25 protein-coding genes and 5 pseudogenes are annotated in these 25,328 nt (G+C 47.7%); 16 read left to right on the plus strand and 14 right to left on the minus strand.

The window, feature by feature from the left end; all coding sequences use genetic code 11:
* Nucleotides 1–149 precede the first annotated feature (149 nt).
* The 5 genes and pseudogenes from uxaB to sad all read right to left on the minus strand — a co-directional run bounded on the left by uxaB (nt 150) and on the right by sad (nt 6,121).
* A complete protein-coding gene (gene uxaB, locus ACJHWT_RS18245) occupies nt 150–1,601 on the minus strand; it encodes a tagaturonate reductase (RefSeq protein ID WP_000854630.1) in 1,452 nt (483 codons plus the stop codon).
* 227 nt (nt 1,602–1,828) lie between these two features.
* Nucleotides 1,829–3,245 (minus strand): annotated as a pseudogene (locus tag ACJHWT_RS18250) (diguanylate cyclase domain-containing protein).
* 138 nt (nt 3,246–3,383) lie between these two features.
* Complete coding sequence (locus ACJHWT_RS18255) at nt 3,384–3,743, minus strand: DUF4186 domain-containing protein (RefSeq protein ID WP_001191042.1); 360 nt, start codon at nt 3,741–3,743, stop codon at nt 3,384–3,386.
* A complete protein-coding gene (glsB, locus tag ACJHWT_RS18260) occupies nt 3,743–4,669 on the minus strand; it encodes a glutaminase B (protein ID WP_000257409.1) in 927 nt (308 codons plus the stop codon). Before glsB ends, ACJHWT_RS18255 begins: the two co-directional genes overlap by 1 nt.
* 63 nt (nt 4,670–4,732) lie before the next feature.
* Nucleotides 4,733–6,121 carry a succinate-semialdehyde dehydrogenase gene (gene sad / locus ACJHWT_RS18265; protein ID WP_001317833.1) on the minus strand — a complete coding sequence of 463 codons (1,389 nt, stop codon included), beginning with the start codon at nt 6,119–6,121 and terminating at the stop codon, nt 4,733–4,735.
* 100 nt (nt 6,122–6,221) lie between these two features.
* Here sad and ptrR point away from each other — a divergent pair, with 100 nt between their 5' ends.
* From ptrR to ydeA, 3 genes and pseudogenes are all read left to right on the plus strand, one after another.
* Nucleotides 6,222–7,097 carry a putrescine utilization regulator PtrR gene (gene ptrR, locus ACJHWT_RS18270; protein WP_000366493.1) on the plus strand — a complete coding sequence of 292 codons (876 nt, stop codon included), beginning with the start codon at nt 6,222–6,224 and terminating at the stop codon, nt 7,095–7,097.
* Nucleotides 7,098–7,180: 83 nt separating this feature from the next.
* Nucleotides 7,181–7,282, plus strand: a pseudogene (gene yneK, locus ACJHWT_RS18275) (putative protein YneK); the annotation flags it as partial.
* A 159-nt stretch (nt 7,283–7,441) separates the two neighbouring features.
* Nucleotides 7,442–8,632, plus strand: a complete 1,191-nt coding sequence (gene ydeA, locus ACJHWT_RS18280; protein WP_000210799.1) for an L-arabinose MFS transporter — start codon at nt 7,442–7,444, stop codon at nt 8,630–8,632.
* A gap of 24 nt (nt 8,633–8,656) precedes the next feature.
* On the opposite strand, the gene marC is transcribed toward ydeA, so the two are convergent.
* The gene (marC, locus tag ACJHWT_RS18285; protein ID WP_000885033.1) at nt 8,657–9,322 is read right to left on the minus strand and encodes an NAAT family transporter MarC; all 666 of its coding nucleotides are present in this window, start codon (nt 9,320–9,322) and stop codon (nt 8,657–8,659) included.
* 211 nt (nt 9,323–9,533) lie between these two features.
* On the opposite strand from marC, the gene marR reads away from it, so the two are divergent.
* From marR to marB, 3 genes are read left to right on the plus strand one after another with little or no spacing between them, the layout of a single operon-like run.
* Nucleotides 9,534–9,968, plus strand: coding sequence for a multiple antibiotic resistance transcriptional regulator MarR (gene marR / locus ACJHWT_RS18290; RefSeq protein WP_000843419.1), 435 nt, complete (start codon nt 9,534–9,536; stop codon nt 9,966–9,968).
* Nucleotides 9,969–9,988: 20 nt separating this feature from the next.
* The gene (marA, locus tag ACJHWT_RS18295) at nt 9,989–10,372 is read left to right on the plus strand and encodes an MDR efflux pump AcrAB transcriptional activator MarA (protein WP_000091199.1); all 384 of its coding nucleotides are present in this window, start codon (nt 9,989–9,991) and stop codon (nt 10,370–10,372) included.
* A 31-nt stretch (nt 10,373–10,403) separates the two neighbouring features.
* Complete coding sequence (gene marB, locus ACJHWT_RS18300; RefSeq protein WP_000803533.1) at nt 10,404–10,622, plus strand: multiple antibiotic resistance protein MarB; 219 nt, start codon at nt 10,404–10,406, stop codon at nt 10,620–10,622.
* A 30-nt stretch (nt 10,623–10,652) separates the two neighbouring features.
* On the opposite strand, the gene eamA is transcribed toward marB, so the two are convergent.
* Nucleotides 10,653–11,552 carry an O-acetylserine/cysteine exporter gene (eamA, locus tag ACJHWT_RS18305; protein WP_000087219.1) on the minus strand — a complete coding sequence of 300 codons (900 nt, stop codon included), beginning with the start codon at nt 11,550–11,552 and terminating at the stop codon, nt 10,653–10,655.
* 194 nt (nt 11,553–11,746) lie between these two features.
* Between eamA and ydeE the strand changes: the two genes are divergently transcribed.
* The 3 genes from ydeE to mgtT all read left to right on the plus strand — a co-directional run bounded on the left by ydeE (nt 11,747) and on the right by mgtT (nt 13,260).
* Nucleotides 11,747–12,934 (plus strand): efflux MFS transporter YdeE, encoded by a 1,188-nt coding sequence (ydeE, locus tag ACJHWT_RS18310; protein WP_001054178.1) that lies wholly within the window; start codon nt 11,747–11,749, stop codon nt 12,932–12,934.
* 126 nt (nt 12,935–13,060) lie between these two features.
* Nucleotides 13,061–13,156, plus strand: a complete 96-nt coding sequence (gene mgtS / locus ACJHWT_RS18315; RefSeq protein ID WP_000901367.1) for a protein MgtS — start codon at nt 13,061–13,063, stop codon at nt 13,154–13,156.
* Complete coding sequence (gene mgtT, locus ACJHWT_RS18320) at nt 13,156–13,260, plus strand: hypothetical protein (protein ID WP_212734532.1); 105 nt, start codon at nt 13,156–13,158, stop codon at nt 13,258–13,260. The genes mgtS and mgtT overlap by 1 nt, the downstream gene beginning before the upstream one ends.
* Before the next feature lie 114 nt (nt 13,261–13,374).
* Here the strand turns inward: mgtT and dgcZ are convergent, their stop codons facing one another.
* Nucleotides 13,375–14,265, minus strand: coding sequence for a diguanylate cyclase DgcZ (gene dgcZ / locus ACJHWT_RS18325; protein ID WP_000592798.1), 891 nt, complete (start codon nt 14,263–14,265; stop codon nt 13,375–13,377).
* A 254-nt stretch (nt 14,266–14,519) separates the two neighbouring features.
* Nucleotides 14,520–14,912: a YdeI family stress tolerance OB fold protein gene (ydeI, locus tag ACJHWT_RS18330; RefSeq protein ID WP_000671731.1), complete on the minus strand. Its 393-nt coding sequence runs from the start codon at nt 14,910–14,912 to the stop codon at nt 14,520–14,522.
* A gap of 239 nt (nt 14,913–15,151) precedes the next feature.
* Here ydeI and ACJHWT_RS18335 point away from each other — a divergent pair.
* Nucleotides 15,152–15,232: pseudogene (locus ACJHWT_RS18335) on the plus strand (hypothetical protein); the annotation flags it as partial.
* A gap of 44 nt (nt 15,233–15,276) precedes the next feature.
* On the opposite strand, the gene dcp reads toward ACJHWT_RS18335, so the two are convergent.
* Nucleotides 15,277–17,322, minus strand: coding sequence for a peptidyl-dipeptidase Dcp (gene dcp, locus ACJHWT_RS18340; RefSeq protein ID WP_001317836.1), 2,046 nt, complete (start codon nt 17,320–17,322; stop codon nt 15,277–15,279).
* 136 nt (nt 17,323–17,458) lie between these two features.
* On the opposite strand from dcp, the gene ydfG reads away from it, so the two are divergent.
* The 3 genes from ydfG to ydfZ all read left to right on the plus strand — a co-directional run bounded on the left by ydfG (nt 17,459) and on the right by ydfZ (nt 19,360).
* Nucleotides 17,459–18,205: a bifunctional NADP-dependent 3-hydroxy acid dehydrogenase/3-hydroxypropionate dehydrogenase YdfG gene (gene ydfG / locus ACJHWT_RS18345; protein WP_001317837.1), complete on the plus strand. Its 747-nt coding sequence runs from the start codon at nt 17,459–17,461 to the stop codon at nt 18,203–18,205.
* A gap of 88 nt (nt 18,206–18,293) precedes the next feature.
* A complete protein-coding gene (rspR, locus tag ACJHWT_RS18350) occupies nt 18,294–18,980 on the plus strand; it encodes a DNA-binding transcriptional regulator rspR (RefSeq protein ID WP_000215552.1) in 687 nt (228 codons plus the stop codon).
* A gap of 176 nt (nt 18,981–19,156) precedes the next feature.
* Entirely contained in the window at nt 19,157–19,360 is a 204-nt protein-coding gene (gene ydfZ, locus ACJHWT_RS18355) for a putative selenium delivery protein YdfZ (protein ID WP_000214712.1), read from the plus strand.
* A gap of 35 nt (nt 19,361–19,395) precedes the next feature.
* On the opposite strand, the gene ACJHWT_RS18360 is transcribed toward ydfZ, so the two are convergent.
* The gene (locus tag ACJHWT_RS18360) at nt 19,396–20,856 is read right to left on the minus strand and encodes a mannitol dehydrogenase family protein (protein ID WP_000527790.1); all 1,461 of its coding nucleotides are present in this window, start codon (nt 20,854–20,856) and stop codon (nt 19,396–19,398) included.
* A gap of 88 nt (nt 20,857–20,944) precedes the next feature.
* Nucleotides 20,945–22,228, minus strand: a pseudogene (gene ydfJ, locus ACJHWT_RS18365) (MHS family MFS transporter YdfJ); the annotation flags it as partial.
* Nucleotides 22,229–22,832: 604 nt separating this feature from the next.
* Here ydfJ and ACJHWT_RS18370 point away from each other — a divergent pair.
* From ACJHWT_RS18370 to ACJHWT_RS18380, 3 genes are all read left to right on the plus strand, one after another.
* A complete protein-coding gene (locus ACJHWT_RS18370; RefSeq protein WP_120795384.1) occupies nt 22,833–22,946 on the plus strand; it encodes a YnaM/YnfT family protein in 114 nt (37 codons plus the stop codon).
* 68 nt (nt 22,947–23,014) lie between these two features.
* The gene (ydfK, locus tag ACJHWT_RS18375; protein WP_000836765.1) at nt 23,015–23,248 is read left to right on the plus strand and encodes a cold shock protein YdfK; all 234 of its coding nucleotides are present in this window, start codon (nt 23,015–23,017) and stop codon (nt 23,246–23,248) included.
* 318 nt (nt 23,249–23,566) lie between these two features.
* Nucleotides 23,567–24,157 (plus strand): recombinase family protein, encoded by a 591-nt coding sequence (locus ACJHWT_RS18380; protein WP_000087133.1) that lies wholly within the window; start codon nt 23,567–23,569, stop codon nt 24,155–24,157.
* A gap of 70 nt (nt 24,158–24,227) precedes the next feature.
* Here ACJHWT_RS18380 and ACJHWT_RS18385 read toward each other — a convergent pair whose 3' ends face one another.
* Nucleotides 24,228–24,830, minus strand: a complete 603-nt coding sequence (locus ACJHWT_RS18385; RefSeq protein ID WP_041498222.1) for a tail fiber assembly protein — start codon at nt 24,828–24,830, stop codon at nt 24,228–24,230.
* Nucleotides 24,830–25,328: pseudogene (locus ACJHWT_RS18390) on the minus strand (hypothetical protein); the annotation flags it as partial. The gene ACJHWT_RS18385 and the pseudogene ACJHWT_RS18390, both read right to left, overlap by 1 nt.

A 25,328-nucleotide genomic window follows, 5' to 3' on the forward strand; every position in this document is an offset into this window, starting at 1 on the left:
TCACATTCTCAAGACACTACTTACAAATTACCTACAAGCTTACAACATTAACAGGTGCTGCATGTGGCACCTGTTAATGATAAAGGCGCATAGGATGTTGTAACTAATATAGTGAAATAAGAAACCCGGTCGAAACCGGGTTCAGAGTATTAGCACAACGGACGTACAGCTTCGCGCATTCCTTTTTTGAGAATCGCATCCAGGTCATTAGCCACCTGCTCGACCAGACCAGGCACTTGCGTCAGGTCCTGCTCCCAGTGGTCTTTTTCTGCCAACACAATCGCTACCAGTTCCTGGATACCGATAACACGGTCACGATGCTGGCTCCAGAGTTGCTGATAACGTTCCAGCCAGTGTGCATCGTCCTGTACCGGATATGTTTCTCCATTACGCTCACCGCGATAAAACGCAATCAATGCCGCTAATGCGAAAGTCAGGCGCGCCGGAAGTGTGCCGTTTGCCTTCTGCCCTGCCAGCAGCTGCGGCAGGATGCGTGTGCGGAACTTGGTCATACCGTTGAGCGCGATAGACAGCAGTTGATGCTTGATGTACGGGTTACGGAAACGTCCGGTGACTGCACTGGCGAAAGACTCCAGCTCATCGCGTGGCAAATCCAGTACCGGAATAATCTCTTCGTAGATGGCTTTTTCAACGAATGCGCAAATTTCAGCATCGTTCATCGCTTCACCTACGGTATCCAGCCCTGCCTGGAACGCCACCGGCACCAGCGCGGTGTGCGCACCGTTGAGGATTGCCACTTTGCGCTCTTTATACGGTTTAATATCGTCAACAATCAGCACGTTGAGTGGATATTTGTCCAGACGCAGCTCGGTCGCTAAGGATTTCGGCCCCTGAATCACAAACAGGTAAAAGTGTTCAGCGGTGTCGAGGAAACCATCGTGATAACCCAGTTCTTCTTCCAGTTTAGCCACTTCATCGCGCGGATAACCGGTAACGATACGGTCCACCAGCGTAGAACAGAAGCTGTTAGCCTGATCCAGCCATTGAATAAATGCTTCTGGCAGTGCCCACTCTTGCGCATAGCGCAGCACCAGTTCACGCAACGCGTCGCCATTGTAGTCGATCAACTCACACGGGATGATGATCCAACCTTTATCCAGCGCACCGTTGAAATGGCTAAAACGTTCGAACAGCAGACGGGTCAGTTTTGCCGGATAACTTACCGCTGGCGCGTCATCGAATTTATCGCCCGCATGGTAGCTGATACCCGCTTCGGTGGTGTTAGAGAAAACAAAGCGCATTTCCGGGTTGTGCGCCAGTTTCAGGAATTCATCGTATTCACTGTAGACGCTGATTTCACGATTAACCGAGCGAATCAGACGCGCGTCGCTGACCGCTTCACCCTTCTCATTCAGGCCACGGATAATGGTGGTGTACAGACCATCCTGTGTGCTCAGTGACGGTGGGAATGAAGTTTCAATCGGACGAACAACGACCACGCCAGAATTCAGATCGGTGTGCTCATTCAGGAGATCGATTTGCCAGTCAACAAAGGCGCGCAGGAAGTTACCTTCACCAAACTGAATGATACGTTCTGGATACTGTGCACCGGGAAAATCGCGACGATTTAGTGTTTTCACAATGGGTTCCCTTCTGATTAGTCATACAACCTGTTTGAATTGGTACGACAGGTTAGCAAACTTTAATACACCGAACCCCTGTTTTGATCAACTCCTGATGATTAATGAGCAGTTTTATGAGAAAAGTGTGGCGCGGATCATGGTTTTATCGAGGAACTACGCCTTTTATTCGCTCAATAAAGTGGTAGAACACATTCCGTTAAAATCGCTGTGAATGAATAAAGATGTCAGACAACTTCCTCACCGTAACGCATAGTGCTGGTACGGTTGCGCCCATCTTTCTTCGAGCGATACAGACATGTATCGGCTTCGACCATCAATTTATTAAAGTCATCGGTCAGCGTTCGGTACGATGCGCAACCACTACCGACGCCAATACTTACCGTGAGATAAAGCGTTTTTTGTTGCCAGGTGAACGGTTGCAGTTCAACGCCTTTACGGATTTTTTCCGCCATTAGCAGACCATCGACAGGATTCACCGATGGCACTGCAACAGCAAATTCTTCGCCGCCCATTCGCGCCACCAGCCCCTTATCACCGACAATCTTCTGAATATGCTGGGCAAACACGCTTAACACTTTATCGCCACATTCATGTCCATAGTTATCGTTAATGCTTTTGAAATAGTCGATATCAAGCAGCATGACAGTCAGATGTTGTGTCTGTTTCAGCGATGGACTTTTCAGCGCCTCATAAAGACCGGACCGTGAGTAAACCTGAGTCAGAAAATCAAAGTCGGCTCGCAGCGCAACTTGCTTCATTAGCGAATTGATCGCTGCCACGCTAAAAGAAACCATAATTGGGCATATCGCCATCGTAGCAATACCGAGACGTGCGGAGAACATTTGCGGAATGGAGAACGGCGAACCGACCGAGATATCAATCACCGAATTTGCCACCAGTACGATTTCCACCGCACCGGTGACAAAGGTCAACAGACATGTTACCTGCGGCGTATAGCGCACGGCACACCAGATTAATGCAGGCAGCGGGAACGCCAGACTCCCCGCTCCGCCAATGACTACCGAGGCAATAACCGACACAATACGCGATGGCGGGCATCATCTGTTCTGCTTTAAAGCGCGGCAGCACTCCCGGAATAGCCAACGTCAGCATACAAGGCACGATCAACACGCCCGTTGAGAATTGCTCACTGAACCAGTCCGCAAGCAAAGGCCAGAAATCCAGACTATCAATACTGACCGAACCAATCGCCCCGACAATAGCGCATAATAATGCGGCAATCAGACAGTAATTAAATAGCCGTAAGGCACTTACTGGCTCATACTTATTTTTTCCCAGACGCTTATCCCGCGCGACCAGTAAGGCGACGGTAACAATAAACATCATATTGGAGAAATTGATAGCCAGTGAAACCAGCCCCCATTCGGTGGTTATGGCATCATAAACCAGCATCGCCACATAACTGATCGCATAGTAATGCAGTCGATTAAGCCAGACATAGCGGGCAAACACCCCCGCCATTACGCCATTCAGCGGCCAGAAAAGAGAAAGTTCGTGAACCAGCCGTAACTCTGCACCAATAAAATAGAACAGCGTGGTTAGCACAAAAATAGCGATGCTATTACGTAGCAGATGACCTTCCTGGAACAAACGGAAAGTTGAAATGGGCTGTACATGCATTAATTATCTGTCCATACAATTGCGGGTGGCAATTATCTCAACGCAATAAGTAAATTCTTAGAAAGGATAGCATGTTCGCTGACAACGGCGGCAACTAAAGATATCCTGGGAATGCTATTTTATCGATTTCCGTAATTATCATGGCTGATTCATCTGTATAACCAGCCAGTGGTAGATTACCGTCACAATATAACGTTGTTGCTCCTCACTTAACGCTTCCCCCTGAGGAATGTTATGCCACTTAGCCAGACAACCGCGACAACAGGTCGCGGTGGCGTGTTGAGCGATAAAAACCGGATGCCCGCGCATGGGGGTTTGCTTACCGTCGTTAGCCGGTAATGCCGGAGCAAGACGTTTAGCGACAAAATCCGCCGCATGTTGTTCAATGACTGGCGCGCCTTTCTCCAGACAATACTGACGCTCTTTCACACCCAAACGAAAGCGAGAGCGAAATTTTGAACGGGATAAACGCACGAAGAGTGGATCGAGAGACTGCATTAATAAACTGAACGCCCTAATTGTTTCGTCAATTGTTCAAGGACGGCAATGCCCGCAAGCGAGTTACCGGCATCATCCAGTTCCGGACTCCAGACTGCGATGGCCATTTCATGCGGAACAATCGCCACAATACCGCCACCAACGCCAGATTTTGCCGGTAGTCCCACCCGCCAGGCAAACTCCCCCGCGTTCTGGTACATACCGCTGGTCGCCATCAGCGCGTTAATTTGCCGCGCCTGCATTGGCGTCACCACAGGTTCATCAATATGAATAGCTTTCCCCTGATTCGCCAGAAAGACAAACGTCCGGGCCAGCTCTACACAGCTCATTTTCAGAGCGCAGTAATGAAAGTAGTTTTGCAGAACGGTTGTCACGTCATGATGGAAATTGCCAAACGACTTCATCAGCCAGGCGATAGCCGCATTTCGCGCGGAATGTTCAAATTCGGAACGCGCTACCACCGTATCGTAGGAAATATCAGACACACCACTTAAGCCGCGCACGACTTCCAGCATACGTTGCCGAGGTGCGCTTAATCGCCCTTGCAACATATCGCAGACCACCAGCGCACCGGCATTAATAAACGGATTACGCGGAATACCCTGCTCCATTTCCAGTTGCACTAAAGAATTGAATGGTGATCCAGACGGATCTTTGCCGACGCGTTGCCAGATTTCCTCTTCGGAGTAATGACGCATGGCGACAACGAGACTCAGCACTTTGGAAATAGACTGAATGGAAAAACGTTCTTGCGCGTCTCCGGCCTGAAAAAGCTGTCCGTCAACGGTACAGATAGCAATCCCCAATCGGGAACCGTCTACCGTAGCCAGCGCCGGAATATAATCCGCGACTTTACCCTGACCAATGAGCGGCCGCACTTGCCGCAAGATGTTTTCTAAAATTGCATTATCCATGGCGACTGCCACTTTCTACTCCTGGACCGCAGGTCTGAAAAGACCTGCGAGTATATCAGAGCTGAATATATAGCGTCAGACCCGGTCTTTCCACACCGTCTGGATATTACAGAATTCGTGTAAGCCAAAATGGGAAAGCTCACGCCCAAAGCCACTCTTCTTCACGCCACCAAAGGCGACTCGCGCATCGCTGGCACAATAACCATTGATAAACACCCCACCGCATTCCAGACGTGCCGCCATCTGTCTGGCCTGTGTTTCGTCGGTGGTGAAAATGGTCGCTGAAAGGCCGAACTCACTATCATTAGCCAGTTCCAGCGCATGTTCTGCATCTTTCGCAATGGTGATTGCCGCAACGGGGCCAAACATTTCTTCCCGAAACGCGGTCATTTCTGGGGTAACATTCGCCAGAACCGTTGGCGGATAGTAGTTACCTGCCCCAGCAATCTTTTCCCCTCCCAGTAACAAACGCGCACCCTGCGCCAGTGTTTTTTCCACCTGATGATGCAGCTCATCACGTAAATCAAAACGAGCCATTGGTCCGAGAGCGTTCTCTTCATCACGGGGATCGCCCATTTTCAAGGCTGCCGCAGCTGCCACAAAACGTTCGGTAAATGCCGAAGCAATTCCCTCTTCGATGATAAAGCGTTTTGCCGCTGCACAAACCTGTCCGGTATTCTGATAACGTCCGGCTACCGCCGCTTTCACCGCCAGTTCCAGATCGGCATCGTTAAGCACAATAAACGGATCCGAACCACCCAGTTCCAGTACGCATTTTTTCAGTGCCGCTCCAGCCTGTGCGCCAATAGCCGCTCCAGCACGAACACTTCCGGTCACTGTGACAGCAGCAATGCGCGAGTCTTTAATCATCAGACTGACACCGTCGTTGTCGGCATTCAGCCAGCCATATACGCCTTGTGGGATACCCGCATCTTTAAACACCTGGGCAATGAGCTGTGCACAGCCCATCACATTCGGCGCATGTTTAAGTAAGTAGCCGTTACCAGCAAGAATGATGGGAACAGCGCCACGCATCACCTGCCATAACGGAAAATTCCACGGCATAATCGCCAGAATCGTCCCCAACGGTCGATACTCAATAACCGCCTGCTGATTTTCCACCAGCGTAGGTTCCGCCTTCAGCATTGCCGGCCCATGTTCTGCATACCAGTCACACAAATTCGCCGATTTCGCCACTTCAGCGCGCGCCTGGTTGATTGGTTTGCCCATTTCACGGGTGATCATTTGCGCCATTTCTTCGCTACGGGCGCGCAGAGCCTTACCGATATCACGCAGTTTTTCAGCACGATAATCTATATTTGTCTCGCGCCAGTCGCGAAAGCCTGCTGCCGCCAGCTGAAGTGCGTTTTCGATATCGTCAACACCAGCCCACGGCAGCACAGAAAGTTGTTCACCGGTGGCAGGATTTATCGAAATTGCATGAGTTGCCGGAGTAATGGTCATCGGGGTATCTCCTTTATGAGTCATGGTATGAAGATACGCAGATTTACTCTTGCTTTAAAATGAATAATATTAAGCCACTTATTCACGAATCGAGAATGTTATGGATCTGACCCAACTGGAGATGTTCAACGCGGTTGCCGAAGCTGGCAGCATTACCCAGGCTGCAGCAAAAGTGCATCGCGTGCCGTCGAATCTCACTACCCGTCTACGTCAGCTGGAAACAGAACTGGGGGTTGATCTGTTTATTCGCGAGAATCAGCGTTTACGTCTCTCGCCTGCCGGGCATAACTTTTTACGCTATAGCCAACAAATTCTCGCATTAGTGGATGAAGCGCGGAGCATTGTCGCTGGCGATGAGCCGCAAGGTTTATTTTCTCTTGGTTCGCTGGAAAGCACCGCTGCAGTGCGCATTCCGGCCATGCTGGCGGAATTTAACCGTCGTTATCCCAAAATTCAGTTTTCACTTTCCACCGGCCCTTCCGGCACTATGCTGGAAGGGGTGCTGGAGGGAAAACTGAATGCGGCGTTTATTGATGGGCCCATTAACCATACTGCCATTGACGGGATACCGGTGTACCGCGAGGAGCTGATGATTGTCACGCCACAAGGACATGCGCCAGTAACCCGTGCCAGTCAGGTTAATGGCAGTAACATTTATGCCTTCCGCGCCAATTGTTCGTATCGTCGCCACTTCGAGAGCTGGTTTCATGCTGACGGTGCCGCTCCGGGAACTATTCACGAGATGGAGTCGTATCACGGGATGTTGGCCTGTGTGGTCGCAGGAGCAGGCATTGCGCTTATTCCACGCTCAATGCTGGAAAGTATGCCGGGGCATCACCAGGTTGAAGCGTGGCCGTTAGCTGAGCAATGGCGTTGGTTAACAACCTGGCTGGTCTGGCGTCGCGGTGCGAAAACGCGTCCGCTTGAGGCATTTATTCAACTACTGGATGTGTCTGACTCGGCAAAACAGAGTTAGTAATGAGCTATTTTTGATAGTTCTTGCGGCTAATATGCTCTATATAGTGATGCTCCGATGACTTATGACTATATGGGGCAAATATGGTTACGCCAGTAAGCATCAGCAATTTCATCTCACTTCCTGATGATTTTCCCGTTCGTAATATTGCACCTCAGGTAAAAGAAGAACAGGCCCCCTTCCTGATCGTCATTAAAATGTGATGTTAACAACTCTCTGATGCGTGACAGAACAACCGTCAGAGAGATGGAAATGCGATCCAGATCACAAATGCATTGTATTCACATCATTAACCGTTTTAAGATCATTTCATCACTTTTTCGCAACTCACCCGATAATCTGTTATGACAACAAACACTGTTTCCCGCAAAGTAGCGTGGCTACGGGTCGTTACGCTGGCAGTCGCCGCCTTCATCTTCAACACCACCGAATTTGTCCCAGTTGGCCTGCTCTCTGACATTGCGCAGAGTTTTCACATGCAAACCGCTCAGGTCGGCATTATGTTGACCATTTACGCATGGGTAGTAGCGCTAATGTCATTGCCTTTTATGTTAATGACCAGCCAGGTTGAACGGCGCAAATTACTGATCTGCCTGTTTGTGGTGTTTATTGCCAGCCACGTACTGTCGTTTTTATCGTGGAGTTTTACCGTTCTGGTGATCAGTCGCATTGGTGTGGCTTTTGCACATGCGATTTTCTGGTCGATTACGGCGTCTCTGGCGATCCGTATGGCTCCGGCCGGGAAGCGAGCACAGGCATTGAGTTTAATTGCCACCGGTACTGCACTGGCGATGGTCTTAGGTTTACCTCTCGGGCGCATTGTGGGGCAGTATTTCGGTTGGCGAATGACCTTCTTCGCGATTGGTATCGGGGCGCTTATCACCCTTTTGTGCCTGATTAAGTTACTTCCCTTACTGCCCAGTGAGCATTCCGGTTCGCTGAAAAGCCTCCCGCTATTATTCCGCCGCCCGGCATTGATGAGCATTTATTTGTTAACTGTGGTGGTTGTCACCGCCCATTACACGGCATACAGCTATATCGAGCCTTTTGTGCAAAACATTGCGGGATTCAGCGCCAACTTTGCCACGGCATTACTGTTATTACTCGGTGGTGCGGGCATTATTGGCAGCGTGATTTTCGGTAAACTGGGTAATCAGTATGCGTCTGCGTTGGTGAGTACGGCGATTGCGTTGTTGCTGGTGTGCCTGGCACTGCTGCTACCTGCGGCGAACAGTGAAATACACCTCGGGGTGCTGAGTATTTTCTGGGGGATAGCGATGATGATCATCGGGCTTGGTATGCAGGTTAAAGTGCTGGCGTTGGCACCAGATGCTACCGACGTCGCGATGGCGCTATTCTCCGGGATATTTAATATTGGAATCGGCGCGGGTGCGTTGGTAGGTAATCAGGTCAGTCTGCACTGGTCAATGTCGATGATTGGTTATGTGGGCGCGGTGCCTGCCTTTGCCGCGTTAATATGGTCAATCATCATTTTCCGCCGCTGGCCAGTGACACTCGAAGAACAGACGCAATAGTTGAAAGGCCCATTTGGGCCTTTTTTAGTGGTACGTTTTAATGATTTCCAGGATGCCGTTAATAATAAACTGCACCCCCATACATACCAGCAGGAATCCCATCAGACGGGAGATCGCTTCAATGCCCCCCTTACCCACCAGCCGCATAATTGCGCCAGAGCTGCGTAGACTTCCCCACAAAATAACCGCCACCAGGAAAAAGATCAGCGGCGGCGCAACCATCAGTACCCAATCAGCAAAGGTTGAACTCTGACGCACTGTGGACGCCGAGCTAATAATCATCGCTATGGTTCCCGGACCGGCGGTACTTGGCATTGCCAGTGGTACAAAAGCAATATTGGCGCTGGGTTCATCTTCCAGCTCTTCCGACTTGCTTTTCGCTTCCGGTGAATCAATCGCTTTCTGTTGCGGAAAGAGCATCCGAAAACCGATAAACGCGACGATTAAGCCGCCTGCAATTCGCAGACCGGGAATCGAAATGCCAAATGTATCCATCACCAGTTGCCCGGCGTAATACGCCACCATCATGATGGCAAATACGTACACCGAGGCCATCAACGACTGACGATTACGTTCAGCACTGTTCATGTTGCCTGCCAGGCCAAGAAATAACGCGACAGTTGTTAATGGGTTAGCTAACGGCAGTAACACCACCAGCCCCAGGCCTATTGCTTTAAACAAATCTAACATTGGTGGTTGTTATCCTGTGTATCTGGTTTATCAGCGAAAAGTATAAGGGGTAAACAACGATAAAGTGTCACTCTTTAGCTAACCTTGCATCGCATTGACCAAAACTTGAACCGATTTAGCAAAACGTGGCATCGGTCAATTCATTCATTTGACTTATACTTGCCTGGGCAATATTATCCCTTGCAACTAATTACTTGCCAGGGCAACTAATGTGAAAAGTACCAGCGATCTGTTCAATGAAATTATTCCATTGGGTCGCTTAATCCATATGGTTAATCAGAAGAAAGATCGCCTGCTTAACGAGTATCTGTCTCCGCTGGATATTACCGCGGCACAGTTTAAGGTGCTCTGCTCTATCCGCTGCGCGGCGTGTATTACTCCGGTTGAACTGAAAAAGGTATTGTCGGTCGACCTGGGGGCGCTGACCCGTATGCTGGATCGCCTGGTCTGTAAAGGCTGGGTGGAAAGGTTGCCGAACCCGAATGACAAGCGCGGCGTACTGGTAAAACTTACCACCAGCGGCGCGGCAATATGTGAACAATGCCATCAATTAGTTGGCCAGGACCTGCATCAAGAATTAACAAAAAACCTGACGGCGGACGAAGTGGCAACACTTGAGCATTTGCTTAAGAAAGTCCTGCCGTAAACAAAAAAAGAGGTATGACGATGTCCAGACGCAATACTGACGCTATTACCATTCATAGCATTTTGGACTGGATCGAGGACAACCTGGAATCGCCACTGTCACTGGAGAAAGTGTCAGAGCGTTCGGGTTACTCTAAATGGCACCTGCAACGGATGTTTAAAAAAGAAACCGGTCATTCATTAGGCCAATACATCCGCAGCCGTAAGATGACGGAAATCGCGCAAAAGCTGAAGGAAAGTAACGAGCCGATACTCTATCTGGCAGAACGATATGGCTTCGAGTCGCAACAAACTCTGACCCGAACCTTCAAAAATTACTTTGATGTTCCGCCGCATAAATACCGGATGACCAATATGCAGGGCGAATCGCGCTTTTTACATCCATTAAATCATTACAACAGCTAGTTGATAACGTGACAACGTCACTGAGGCAATCATGAAACCACTTTTATCCGCAATAGCACCTGCGTTTATTCTCTTTTCCACGCAGGGCATTGCGGAACAAACCACGCAGCAGGTTGTTACTTCCTGTGCCAATGTCGTGGTTGTTCCCCCATCGCAGGAACAACCACCGTTTGATTTAAATCACATGGGTACTGGCAGTGATAAGTCGGATGCGCTCGGCGTGCCCTATTATAATCAACACGCTATGTAGTTTGTTCTGGCCCCGACATCTCGGGGCTTATTAACTTCCCACTTTTACCGCTTTACGCCACCGCAAGCCAAATACATTGATATACAGCCCGGTCATAATGAGCACCGCACCGAAAAATTGTAGACCCGTTAAGCGTTCATCCAACAATAGTGCCGCACTTGCCAGTCCTACTACGGGCACCAGTAACGATAACGGTGCAACCCGCCAGGTTTCATAGCGTCCCAGTAACGTCCCCCAGATCCCATAACCAACAATTGTCGCCACAAACGCCAGATACATCAGAGACAAGATGGTGGTCATATCGATAGTAACCAGACTGTGAATCATGGTTGCGGAACCATCGAGAATCAGCGAGGCAACAAAGAAGGGAATGATTGGGATTAAAGCGCTCCAGATTACCAGCGACATCACCGCCGGACGCGTTGAGTGCGACATGATCTTTTTATTGAAGATGTTGCCACACGCCCAACTAAATGCTGCCGCCAGGGTCAACATAAAGCCGAGCATCGCCACATGCTGACCGTTCAGACTATCTTCGATTAACACAAGTACGCCAAAAATCGCTAAGGCGATCCCCGCCAATTGTTTGCCATGCAGTCGCTCACCGAAAGTAAACGCGCCAAGCACGATAGTAAAAAACGCCTGTGCCTGTAACACCAGCGAAGCCAGTCCAGCAGGCATACCGAAGTTAATGGCACAAAAAAGAAAAGCAAACTGCGCAAAACTGATGGTTAATCCATACCCCAGCAGCAAATTCAGTGGTACTTTCGGTCGTGCGACAAAAAAGATAGCCGGAAAAGCAACCAGCATAAAGCGCAAACCGGCCAACATCAGCGGTGGCATGTTATGAAGCCCCACTTTGATGACCACAAAATTTAGCCCCCATACGACCACTACCAGTAGCGCCAACACCCCATCTTTTCGCGACATTCTACCGCCTCTGAATTTCATCTTTTGTAAGCAATCAACTTAGCTGAATTTACTTTTCTTTAACAGTTGATTCGTTAGTCGGCGATTACGACGGCATTAATGCGCAAATAAGTCGCTATACTTCGGATTTTTGCCATGCTATTTCTTTACATCTCTAAAACAAAACATAACGAAACGCACTGCCGGACAGACAAATGAACTTATCCCTACGACGCTCTACCAGCGCCCTTCTTGCCTCGTCGTTGTTATTAACCATCGGACGCGGCGCTACGCTGCCGTTTATGACCATTTACTTGAGTCGCCAGTACAGCCTGAGTGTCGATCTAATCGGTTATGCGATGACAATTGCGCTCACTATTGGCGTCGTTTTTAGCCTCGGTTTTGGTATCCTGGCGGATAAGTTCGACAAGAAACGCTATATGTTACTGGCAATTACCGCCTTCGCCAGCGGTTTTATTGCCATTCCTTTAGTGAATAACGTGACGCTGGTGGTGCTCTTTTTTGCCCTTATTAACTGCGCCTATTCCGTTTTTGCTACCGTGTTGAAAGCCTGGTTTGCCGACAATCTTTCCTCCACCAGCAAAACGAAAATCTTCTCAATCAACTACACCATGCTCAACATTGGGTGGACCATCGGTCCGCCGCTCGGCACGCTGTTGGTGATGCAGAGCATCAATCTGCCCTTTTGGCTGGCAGCTATCTGTTCCGCGTTTCCCATGCTTTTCATTCAAATTTGGGTAAAGCGCAGCGAGAAAATCATCGCCACGGAAACAGGCAGTGCCTGGTCGCCGAAAGTTTTATTACAAGATAAAGCACTGTTGTGGTTTACCTGCTCTGGTTTTCTGGCTTCCTTTGTTAGCGGCGCATTTGCCTCGTGCATTTCACAATATGTGATGGTGATTGCTGATGGTGATTTTGCCGAAAAGGTGGTTGCGGTTGTTCTTCCGGTTAATGCTGCCATGGTAGTTACGTTGCAATATTCCGTGGGCCGCCGACTTAACCCGGCTAACATCCGCGCGCTGATGACAGCAGGCACCCTCTGTTTCGTCATTGGGCTGGTCGGTTTTATTTTTTCCGGCAACAGCCTGCTATTGTGGGGTATGTCAGCTGCGGTATTTACTGTCGGTGAAATCATTTATGCGCCGGGCGAGTATATGTTGATTGACCATATTGCGCCGCCAGGAATGAAAGCCAGCTATTTTTCCGCTCAGTCTTTAGGCTGGCTTGGTGCGGCGATTAACCCATTAGTGAGTGGCATAGTGCTTACCAGTCTGCCGCCTTTCTCGCTGTTTATCATCTTAGCGTTGGTGATCATTGCTGCGTGGGTGCTTATGTTAAAAGGAATTCGTGCAAGACCGTGGGGGCAGCCCGCGCTTTGTTGATTTAAGTCGAACACAATAAAAATTTAATTCAGCCTTCGTTTAGGTTACCTCTGCTAATATCTTTCTCATTGAGATGAAAATTAAGGTAAGCGAGGAAACACACCACACCATAAACGGAGGCAAATAATGCTGGGTAATATGAATGTTTTTATGGCCGTACTGGGAATAATTTTATTTTCTGGTTTTCTGGCCGCGTATTTCAGCCACAAATGGGATGACTAATGAACGGAGATAATCCCTCACCTAACCGGCCCCTTGTTACAACTGTGTACAAGGGGCCTGATTTTTATGACGGCGAAAAAAAACCGCCAGTAAACCGGCGGTGAATGCTTGCATGGATAGATTTGTGTTTTGCTTTTACGCTAACAGGCATTTTCCTGCACTGATAACGGATCGTTGACACAGTAGCATCAGTTTTCTCAATGAATGTTAAACGGAGCTTAAACTCGGTTAATCACGTTTTGTTCGTCAATAAACATACAGCGATTTCTTCCGGTTTGCTTACCCTCATACATTGCCCGGTCCGCTCTTCCAATGACCACATCCAGAGGCTCTTCAGGAAATGCGCGACTCACACCTGCAGTCACGGTAATGTTGATATGCCCTTCAGAATGTTTGATGGCATGGTTATCGACTAACTGGCAAATTCTGATACCTGCACGACATGCTTCTTCATCATTAGCCGCTTTGACAATAATGATAAATTCTTCGCCACCGTAGCGATAAACCGTTTCGTAATCGCGCGTCCAACTGGCTAAGTAAGTTGCCAGGGTGCGTAATACTACATCGCCGATTAAATGCCCGTAGGTATCATTAACCAATTTAAATCGGTCAATATCCAACAACATTAAATAAAGATTCAGAGGCTCAGCGTTGCGTAACTGATGATCAAAGGATTCATCAAGAACCCGACGACCCGGCAATCCCGTCAAAACATCCATATTGCTACGGATCGTCAGCAAATAAATTTTGTAATCGGTTAATGCCGCAGTAAAAGAAAGCAACCCTTCCTGAAAGGCGTCGAAATGCGCGTCCTGCCAGTGATTTTCAACAATAGCCAGCATTAATTCCCGACCACAGTTATGCATATGTTGATGGGCAGAATCCATTAGCCGAACGTAAGGTAATTCATCGTTATCGAGTGGTCCCAGATGATCAATCCACCGACCAAACTGGCACAGTTCATAAGAATGGTTATCCGTTATTTCTGGCTTACTGGCATCTCTCGCGACCACGCTGTGAAACATACTTACCAGCCACTGGTAGTGGGCATCGATAGCCTTATTGAGATTTAACAAGATGGCATCAATTTCCGTTGTCTTCTTGATCATTGCCACTCCTTTTTCACAGTTCCTTGTGCGCGCTATTCTAACGAGAGAAAAGCAAAATTACGTCAATATTTTCATAGAAATCCGAAGTTATGAGTCATCTCTGAGATAACATTGTGATTTAAAACAAAATCAGCGGATAAAAAAGTGTTTAATTCTGTAAATTACCTCTGCATTATCGTAAATAAAAGGATGACAAATAGCATAACCCAATACCCTAATGGCCCAGTAGTTCAGGCCATCAGGCTAATTTATTTTTATTTCTGCAAATGAGTGACCCGAACGACGGCCGGCGCGCTTTTCTTATCCAGACTGCCGCTAATGTTGATCATCTGGTCCGGCTGAACTTCTCGTCCATCAAAGACTGCCGCAGGAATAACAACATTAATTTCACCACTCTTATCGCGAAAAACGTAACGGTCCTCTCCTTTGTGAGAAATCAAATTACCGCGTAGTGAAACCGAAGCGCCATCGTGCATGTTTTTTGCGAAATCAACGGTCATTTTTTTTGCATCATCGGTTCCGCGATAGCCATCTTCTATTGCATGAGGCGGCGGTGGCGCTGCATCCTGTTTTAATCCGCCCTGGTCATCTGCCAACGCATAAGGCATGACAAGAAAACTTGCTAATACAATGGCCTGAAATTTCATACTGACTCCTTAATTGCGTTTGGTTTGACTTATTAAGTCTGGTTGCTATTTTTATAATTGACAAATAAGAATACTGCCAATTGTTATAAGGCATTTAAAATCAGGCAACTAGCTGTCAAATATTCAGAGAATTTTACTCACTAAAGTAAGAAGAAGATTAAAGAGTCTTAAACATATTTCAGAACAATCAGATTTATAAATTTGAAAATTATTATAACGGAAGGGTATACAAAAAAAGTAATTTTGCTGGCGACTGCGAAACGGCATTCGCATTAGCGGTGAAGTTTGCCCTCACCCAGCTGCTGCAATTACTGCTATAACGAGGCTGGTCTGGCGATAAATCCAGGCCAGCCATTGGTGGTGTTTATACGTTCAAGCCACGATGTTGCAGCATCGGCATAATCTGAGGTGCCTTACCGCGCCATTGTCGATACAGGCGTTCCAGATCTTCGCTGTTACCTCTGGAAAGAATCGCCTCGCGAAAACGCCGCCCATTTTCACGCGTTAATCCGCCCTGCTCAACAAACCACTGGTAACCATCATCGGCCAACATTTGCGTCCACAGATAAGCGTAATAACCTGCGGCATATCCGCCACCAAAAATATGGGCGAAATAACTGCTGCGATAGCGTGGCGGTATAGCAGGAAGATCCATATTTTCCGCCACCAGCGCCCGCAATTCAAAATCATCGACATCCTGCATTGCTTCGTTTTCTTCCAGGCAATGCCAGCGCATATCGAGAAGTGCGGCGCTAAGCAGTTCGCTCATCTCATACCCTTTATTGAACAGGCTGGCATTACGCATTTTCTGTTGCAGTTCATCAGGCATTGCTGCCCCGCTCTGATAATGCCGGGCGTAGCGAGCGAATACCTGCGGATGCGTTGCCCAGTGTTCGTTGATTTGCGACGGAAATTCGACAAAATCACGCGGCGTGTTGGTGCCGGAAAGCGTGGCATAACGCTGGCGGGCAAAAAGGCCGTGCAGCGTATGACCAAATTCATGGAATAAGGTTATGACATCATCCCAGAGTAACAACGCAGGCTCCCCAGCGGCGGGTTTCTGATAATTGCAGACGTTATAAATTACCGGATGCGTTTCATTCAGCGTTGATTGCTCAACAAAATTGCCCATCCATGCACCGCCGCTTTTTGAATCACGGGCGAAGAAATCACCGTAAAATAACGCCAGCCCCACGCCATTATGATCAAAAATTTCCCACACACGAACGTCAGGATGGTAGACAGGAATATCAAAACGTTCGACAAACTTAATACCGAAGAGCTGATTCGCGGTCCAGAATACACCTTCATTCAACACCGTGTTTAATTCAAAATATGGCTTGAGCTGCGATTCATCGAGATCGAATTTCTCACGTCTTACCTGCTCGGCATAAAATGCCCAGTCCCACGGCTGCGCGCTAAACCCGCCCTGCTGCTTATCAATAACCGCCTGTATGGAGACTAATTCATCGCTCGCACGTTGACGCGCCGCTGGAACAATTTCCCGCATAAAGTTGAGTGCTGCTTCTGGCGTTTTTGCCATCTGATCGGCGATTTTCCATGCGGCATAATGAGGGAAACCAAGCAGTTTCGCCTGCTGCGCGCGGATCTCCACCAGACGTTGAATGATAGCGCGGGTATCATTGGCATCATTTTTTTCCGCTCGCGTCCAGCCCGCAGTGAACAGTTTTTCACGCGTCGCGCGATCGCGCAGTTCAGCAAGCGCTGGTTGCTGGGTGGTATTCAGCAACGGAATCAGCCATTTGTTATCCAGACCTTTCTCGCGAGCCGCCTCTGCCGCCAGCGCAATCTCTTGCTCACTCATTCCTGCCAGCTGCGCGAAATCGTTCACAACCAGACCGCCGGATTTATTTGCTGCCAGTAACCGCTGGTTAAACTGGCTGGTCAGGGTCGCAGCTTCTGTATTCAGTACTTTTAATTTTGCTTTATCAGCTTGTGCAAGTTTGGCTCCGGCAAGGACAAAACGTTGATGAATGACCTCCACCAGGCGGATGGATTCACTATCAAGTCCCAGGGATTCACGGCGTTGCCAGACAGCATCTACCCGCGCGAATAATTCACCGTTCAGATAGATATCATTAGCCAGTTCCGCCAGTTCAGCGGAAAACTGTTCATCAAGACGCTGTAATTCATCATTAGTATGCGCCGCAGTCATCGCAAAAAAGACGCTGGTAACGCGGGTAAGTAATTCTCCGCTTTGTTCCAGTGCCAGAATAGTATTGTTGAAATCAGGCGCTTGCGGGTTAAGCGCGATGGCAGCAATTTCAGCCCGCTTTTGCTGCATTCCCTCATCGAATGCCGGGCGATAGTGATGATTGGCAATTTGATCAAAATGGGGAGCCAGATACGGCAGTGTGCTTTGCACAAGGAAAGGATTCATTGTTGTCATTTTCTTCTCCTGAACGCGAGGTGTTCCATAGCGTAGGCTTACTGATAACGGAGTGCAATCTTGCAAACCAGTATTACCCGCTCTTAAGCATCACGTGCTATGTTATTGACACACAAAAGCGTTGAGGAACAGTGAGATGATCGTTTTAGTAACTGGAGCAACGGCAGGTTTTGGTGAATGCATTACTCGTCGTTTTATTCAACAAGGGCATAAAGTTATCGCCACTGGCCGTCGCCAGGAGCGGTTGCAGGAGTTAAAAGACGAACTGGGAGATAATCTGTATATCGCCCAACTGGACGTTCGCAACCGCGCCGCTATTGAAGAGATGCTGGCATCGCTTCCTGCCGAGTGGTGCAATATTGATATCCTGGTAAATAATGCCGGCCTGGCGTTGGGCATGGAACCTGCGCATAAAGCCAGCGTTGAAGACTGGGAAACGATGATTGATACCAACAACAAAGGCCTGGTATATATGACGCGCGCCGTCTTACCGGGTATGGTTGAACGTAATCATGGTCATATTATTAACATTGGCTCAACGGCAGGCAGCTGGCCGTATGCCGGTGGTAACGTTTACGGTGCGACGAAAGCGTTTGTTCGTCAGTTTAGCCTGAATCTGCGTACGGACCTGCATGGTACGGCGGTGCGCGTCACCGACATCGAACCGGGTCTGGTGGGTGGCACCGAGTTTTCCAATGTCCGCTTTAAAGGCGATGACAGTAAAGCGGAAAAAACCTATCAAAATACCGTTGCATTGACGCCGGAAGATGTCAGCGAAGCCGTCTGGTGGGTGTCAACGCTGCCTGCTCACGTCAATATCAATACCCTGGAAATGATGCCGGTTACCCAAAGCTATGCCGGACTGAATGTCCACCGTCAGTAATTTTTATACCCGGCGTAACTGCCGGGTTATTGCTTGTCACAAAAAAGTGGTAGACTCATGCAGTTAACTCACTCACAAGCAAGAACGAATGACCGTCGAAACGCAACTTAATCCCACACAGCCTGTCAATCAGCAGATTTATCGTATTCTTCGTCGCGACATTGTCCATTGCCTGATTGCACCAGGCACACCGTTGTCGGAAAAAGAAGTTTCTGTTCGTTTCAATGTGTCACGCCAGCCGGTTCGTGAAGCCTTTATTAAACTGGCGGAAAACGGCCTGATTCAAATTCGTCCGCAGCGTGGCAGCTACGTCAACAAAATTTCCATGGCCCAGGTGCGCAACGGCAGTTTTATCCGTCAGGCCATTGAGTGCGCGGTGGCGCGTCGGGCGGCGAGCATGATTACCGAAAGCCAGTGCTACCAACTGGAACAAAATCTTCACCAGCAACGCATTGCCATAGAGCGCAAGCAACTGGATGATTTTTTTGAACTTGATGACAACTTCCATCAACTCCTGACGCAGATTGCCGACTGTCAACTGGCGTGGGATACCATTGAGAACCTGAAAGCGACCGTTGATCGCGTGCGCTATATGAGTTTCGACCACGTTTCTCCACCAGAAATGCTGTTACGCCAGCATCTTGAGATTTTCTCTGCCCTGCAAAAACGTGATGGCGATGCGGTAGAACGTGCAATGACGCACCATTTGCAGGAAATCAGCGAATCCGTGCGCCAGATCCGTCAGGAAAACAGCGACTGGTTTAGCGAAGAGTAATTCATTTCCTCTCATCCCATCCGGGGTGAGAGTTTTTCCCTCCGTCATATGGCTCATGCATGCATCAAAAAAGATGTGAGCTTGATCAAAAACAAAAAATATTTCACTCGACAGGAGTATTTATAGTGCGCCCGTTACGTGGGCTTCGACTGTAAATCAGAAAGGAGAAAACACCTATGACGACCTACGATCGTAACCGTAACGCAATCACCACTGGCAGCCGTGTTATGGTTAGCGGCACCGGTCACACTGGCAAGATCCTGTCGATTGATACTGAAGGTCTGACCGCTGAGCAAATCCGCCGCGGAAAAACCGTAGTTGTTGAAGGTTGTGAAGAGAAACTGGCACCTCTGGACCTGATTCGTCTCGGCATGAACTAAGCGTGTGAATGCCGCCGATGGCGGCATTGCTTTTTTTACTTCACGGAATATTTCGCCACGGTCGCTTTCGCACCATGCGCTAATAAAGACAAGTACGCTTCCGTCACTTTTGCAGTAAACAAGCTATTGTCTGGCAAATCATCACCAAAGATCGCCTTAATCGCCAGCAATGACTGGACGCGCGCTTTCCCTTCGGCACTACTTTGTACAGCCTTCTGAATAACAGGTAACAGTGGGTCACTGATTTCTATCGGATTTCCCTGTTCATCAACACCACCGACATAACGCATCCAACCTGCGACGCCCAGCGCCAGCAGATCGAACTTGCTGTCATGCGCCAGATGCCAGCGAACAGAATCCAACATCCGCTGTGGCAATTTCTGGCTACCATCCATCGCAATCTGCCAGGTTCGATGACGTAGCGCCGGGTTGCTATAGCGTTCAATTAATCGGTTAGCGTAATCTTGCAAATCAACGCCCTGCACTTTCAACGTCGGCGCTTGTTCCTGCAACATCAAGGCATACGCTGCATGACGATAATGTTCATCTTCCATGCAGTCATTAATGTGCTGATATCCGGCAAGATACCCCAGATACGCCAGGAATGAATGACTGCCGTTGAGCATGCGCAACTTCATCTCTTCATAAGGCAGCACATCACTAACCAGTTCGGCTCCCGCTTTTTCCCATTCCGGACGTCCGGCAACAAAGTTATCTTCTATTACCCACTGGCGGAAAGGTTCACAGGCAACGCCCGCAGGATCGCGCACACCGGTAAGTTGTTCGATTTTCGCCAGCGTATCCTCCGTCACTGCGGGCACAATACGGTCCACCATTGTTGATGGGAAAGTCACGTTTTCTTCGATCCATTGTGCCAGTTTTACATCAACAGCTTGCGCGTAGGAAGTGACAACGTCACGCATAACATGACCGTTTTCTGGCATGTTGTCACATGACATGACGGTAAATGCGGGAAGTCCTGCCGCTTTACGGCGAGCCAGCGCCTCGACAATCACCCCTGTTGCAGTTTTCGGCTGGTGGGGATTTTGTACGTCGGCAACGACCATCGGGTGATCGAGCATTAACTGTCCGGTCGCCGGAGAGTGGAAATACCCTTTTTCGGTGATTGTCAGAGAGACAATCGCGATTTGCGGTTCACACATCACAGCCAACACGGTTTCTAAGCCATCAATCTGTACGTGCAAGGCTTTTTTAACGACGCCAACGACGCGAGCCGTCCACGCATCGGCCGACATTTCCGCAACGGTATAAAGATTATCTTGCTGTTGTAAATCGGCAATTTGCTGTTCGCCGCCGATTAAATTGACCTCATAATATCCCCAGTCACTGAAATGTTCCGTAGCAAGAATATCGGCATACACACCCTGATGCGCACGGTGAAATGCACCAAAGCCTAAATGAACAATTCTTGGGGCCAGGTTATTACGATCATAAACAGGGAGTGTCGCTTTTGCTGATAACAAATTATTTCCCATAACAATTCCTTAAATATAAATATGGCAAGCTACATGTTTTGTTATATGAATAAAAATCCCCTCTCCGGTAAGAGAAGGGATTGAGGATTTAAAGACTTCTGGAAGGTTGCGCAGCTCTTACAACACGCGGTTGATCTTCCGCAGCGTCTTCCAGCGCACTTAAATCACGGTCTTTCACTTCTGGCATTTTCAGCGCAGAGATTAAACCAATCACTGAATATGCCATGATCATAATGGCGATCGGATACCAGGATTCCGTCATGGTGCAGAAAATACCCGCCAGGATAGGACCAAAACCGGAAGCGATAAGACCACCAATTTCTTTTGAAATAGCCATCCGGGTAAAGCGGTTTTTACAGCCGAACATTTCTGCCATGGTAATGTTTTCCAGAGCAAATAATCCCAGCACCGCACAGTTATGAATCACAATCAGTGCAACCATAATGGTGCTCGGGGCATAGCTTTTATCTACGATGATAGAAAGCATTGGCCACGCCAGCACAATCGCAGAGGTATTCATAATAATATACGGGATCCGGCGACCAATTTTATCGGATAACCAACCAAGGAACGGAATGGTCATAAAGCCGAGAATCGAACTGATCATCAATGCATCTGTTGGAATTGCTTTGTTAAACAATAACGTCTGTACTAAATAGCCTGCAAGGAAAGTCTGAATTAACCCGGAGTTACCTGCCTGACCAAAACGCAGTCCTGTTGCCAGCCAGAAGGATTTGCTCTGGAACATGCTACCAGCAGGTGCAGGTTTTGCTGTCGGTTGGTTGCTGTCGTTAACCTTCTCAAAGACCGGGCTTTCTTTCAGATTCATACGCAACCAGATAGCAAAGACCATCACGACAACGCTCGCCAGGAACGGTATACGCCATCCCCACGCCAGCAGTTCCTCTTTACTGAGAATGAAGAACATAAAGGCCCAGATTGCCGTTGCGCTTAAGGTTCCGCAGTTAGTTCCCATAGCCACAAATGAGGAGATAATTCCGCGCTTACCTTTTGGCGCATATTCCGCCAGCATCGTACCGGCACCGGAAATTTCCGCACCTGCACCCAATCCCTGAATAATACGCAGCGTCACCAGCAAGATGGGTGCAAAAACACCAATCTGTGCATAGGTCGGTAACACACCAATTAAGGTGGTACAGATCCCCATCATGGTGATGGTAATAAAGAGCACTTTTTTACGCCCTATTCTGTCGCCCATTTTGCCGAAAATAAATGCTCCGACAATACGCGCCACATAACCTGCACCGTAGGTTCCCATTGCCAGAATTAACGCCATTGCCGTTGATGATTCAGGAAAAAATATTTCATGAAACACTAACGCTGCACCGAGCGAATATAACTGGAAATCCATAATTCACAGGTGTTTTTTCCCATCCTGTGGTTTCCTTGGCGTTTTCTAGGTTTTTTCAGATAGTTGCATTTTTTAAAAAGCATCCTAAGTTCGATCTCAGTGTCTATCTGGGGCCTATTCCTGTCCCATATATGCCCCAAAAAAAACTCCCCAACAGATAAGTAGTTTTTTCATGGATTTACGCGTAAAATCAATAACGGCTGGAAATCATTCAATACTCGCACTATCGAAAAATTTACCAGCCAACCGCAGCACGTTCTTGCATAAGGCGTGTCTGCGGTTTTTCAACTATTCAGATACATCACTCCCATCACATTCATTCCTCCGCATCAAAGGCATATAGGCTATATCACCTTGATATTTTTCTTCTTCAGATAAAAACTGTTATCTATGTATACTTTTAAACCCAATCCGTGTAGAGTCTCTGCATAAGATAGTTTGCAGTTGCCACTTCAGCTTGCGCCATAAACCGCCTGATTTTTGCCGCCACCTGTTAGCATTCCTGTATACCTGAAACGACAATGTTTATCTACGAACTTTAAGAACACCCAAGATAAAAATTGTCAACTATATCATATATAACACATTACTAATTCGAGGCTATATGAACAGCATACTGATAATCACTTCGCTCCTTATCATATTCAGCATTTTTAGTCATGCTCTAATAAAATTAGGGATTGGCATATCCAATAACCCAGACAAAACCGATGTATAAGTCAACATATCCTGAATCAGACATACAATATCGCAATGAAAATCAATAATATTTTAAGGAATATCTTCATGAAATCAAAAGACACCCTAAAGTGGTTCCCTGCGCAGCTTCCTGAAGTAAGAATTATCCTAGGGGATGCTGTAGTGGAAGTAGCAAAACAGGGAAGACCTATCAATACCAGAACATTGCTTGATTACATTGAAGGAAACATAAAGAAAAAGTCATGGCTGGATAACAAAGAATTATTACAAACAGCGATATCAGTTCTTAAAGACAACAAAAATTTAAATGGTAAAATGTAATATAATAAACTTACTTTTTTATCATTTTTCCACTTTAACAACATTTTGCTCCACTTTTCCACGACCAAACAACTTGAAATCTGGTTAAAATAACACGCAACACTATTCTTCTTCCTTGAGTCCGCCCGGAACTCGAAAAACAAACCGAGTTAAGGCCATTTTTCACAAAATCGATTTTGGGTCTCACCAAAATTACGGGGTTGCATACGCATTCGTTTATTTTCGAACGTGTACATACAAATATGTACAAAAATAATCAAAATTATTTTCTGAGATGCATTATGATATGTACACCAATTTCGTATAGAAGATCTCACTATGTCTCGAATTTATGCTTACTGTCGGGTATCAACTCTGGAACAGACAACCAAAAATCAACGTCGGGAAATCGAAAGTGCAGGTTTTAACATCAAATCTCAGCAAATAATTGAAGAACAAATTAGCGGCTCAGCAGCAACCAGTGAGCGTCCTGGTTTTAACCAGTTGCTTGATCGACTGAAAAGAGGTGATGCATTGATTGTCACAAAACTGGATCGCCTCGGTTGTAATCCAATGGATATCAGTAAAACGGTGGAACAACTGACCAAAGCAGGTATCAAAGTGCATTGCTTAGCATTGGGGGGCGTTGACCTGACCAGTCCACCTGGAAAAATGATGATGCAAGTAATTTCAGCAGTCGCTGAATTTGAGCGAGACCTTTTACTTGAGCGTACTCATTCAGGGATATTAAGAGCACGGGGCGCAGGAAAGCGATTTGGTCGCCCACCTGTGTTAAATGATGAACAAATACAGAGGGTACTAGAGCAAATTAAGTCAGGTATAAATATAAGTGACATTGCCCAAGAATTCAAAACCTCGCGGCAAACCATTTTAAGAGCTAAAGCAAAAAATCAGACGCCTGATATATAAAAATAATCTCGGTGTGAGATTCCTTACGTTTTCCAAGCCCCCCTTCCTAGCCTTAAATGGAAAGATACTTCTAATTATAGAATTTATATATCTTACCATACGGTAGGGCTGGCCATTCAATATCCGGTGCAGTTGATGTATCAACACGGTTCAGCAACACCCGATACTTTTTCCAGGCTTCCAGCAACAAGGTTTCTTCCTCCGTTGCGATCTCCAGATCCACAGCATCCTGAAGCGGCGCAATATGCTCACTGGCTACCTGCATCAGGCTGTTTTTTGTTTCTTCCGCCTCCCGGATCCGGAACAGTTTTTCTGCTTCCGTATCCTTCACCCAGGCTGTGCCGTTCCACTTCTGATATTCCCCTTCCGGGGATAACCAGGTGACATTTTCCGGTAACGAGCCAAGTTCAGAAATAAATAACGCGTCGCCGGAAGCCACGTCATAGACGGTTTTTCCCCGATGATCTTCAACGAGATGCCACGATGCCTCATCACTGTTGAAAACAGCCACAAAGCCAGCCGGAATATCTGGCGGTGCAATATCGGTACTGTTTGCTGGCAGACCGGTATGAGGCGGAATATATGCGTCACCTTCACCAATAAATTCATTAGTTCCGGCCAGCAGATTATAAATTTTTATGGTCCGTGGTTGTTCACTCATTCTGAATGCCATTATGCAAGCCTCACAATATAGTTAAATGCGATGTTTTTGACGGTGTTTTCCGCGTTACCAGCAGCGTTAACGGTGATGGTGTGTCCATGTGAACCAATCGCAACGGAGTGCGTATGAGCACCAATACCGACAGTATGCGCGTGTGCACCTGCAGATGCTGCTGTGCCGGACAGTGAGTGGCTATGATTACCATCTGTACTGGTATTCGCTAACCACCCCGTAGACATACCTACTGAGCCTTGTACACCCCAGGTATTTTGACCTGAGCTTGTATAACCATATTGATAAGTATCTTTAAAAACACTGGGGTTAAATCGACGGCCATCTCTATGGCTGTGATTACCAGCCGCATTCGTGCTGCCACTTAAACTATGGGTATGCGCACCAGTGTTATTCGTGGATTTAGTGCCGTAATCAAACGACGATGTGGTTTTCGTCCCCAAATCCGTACTGGATGCGCTGGCGCTGTGGGTATGCGATTTAATGCCGTCCTGTTCC

The sequence above is a fragment of the Escherichia sp. WS338 genome (assembly GCF_046486405.1).
GTDB classification, from domain to species: domain Bacteria; phylum Pseudomonadota; class Gammaproteobacteria; order Enterobacterales; family Enterobacteriaceae; genus Escherichia; species Escherichia coli.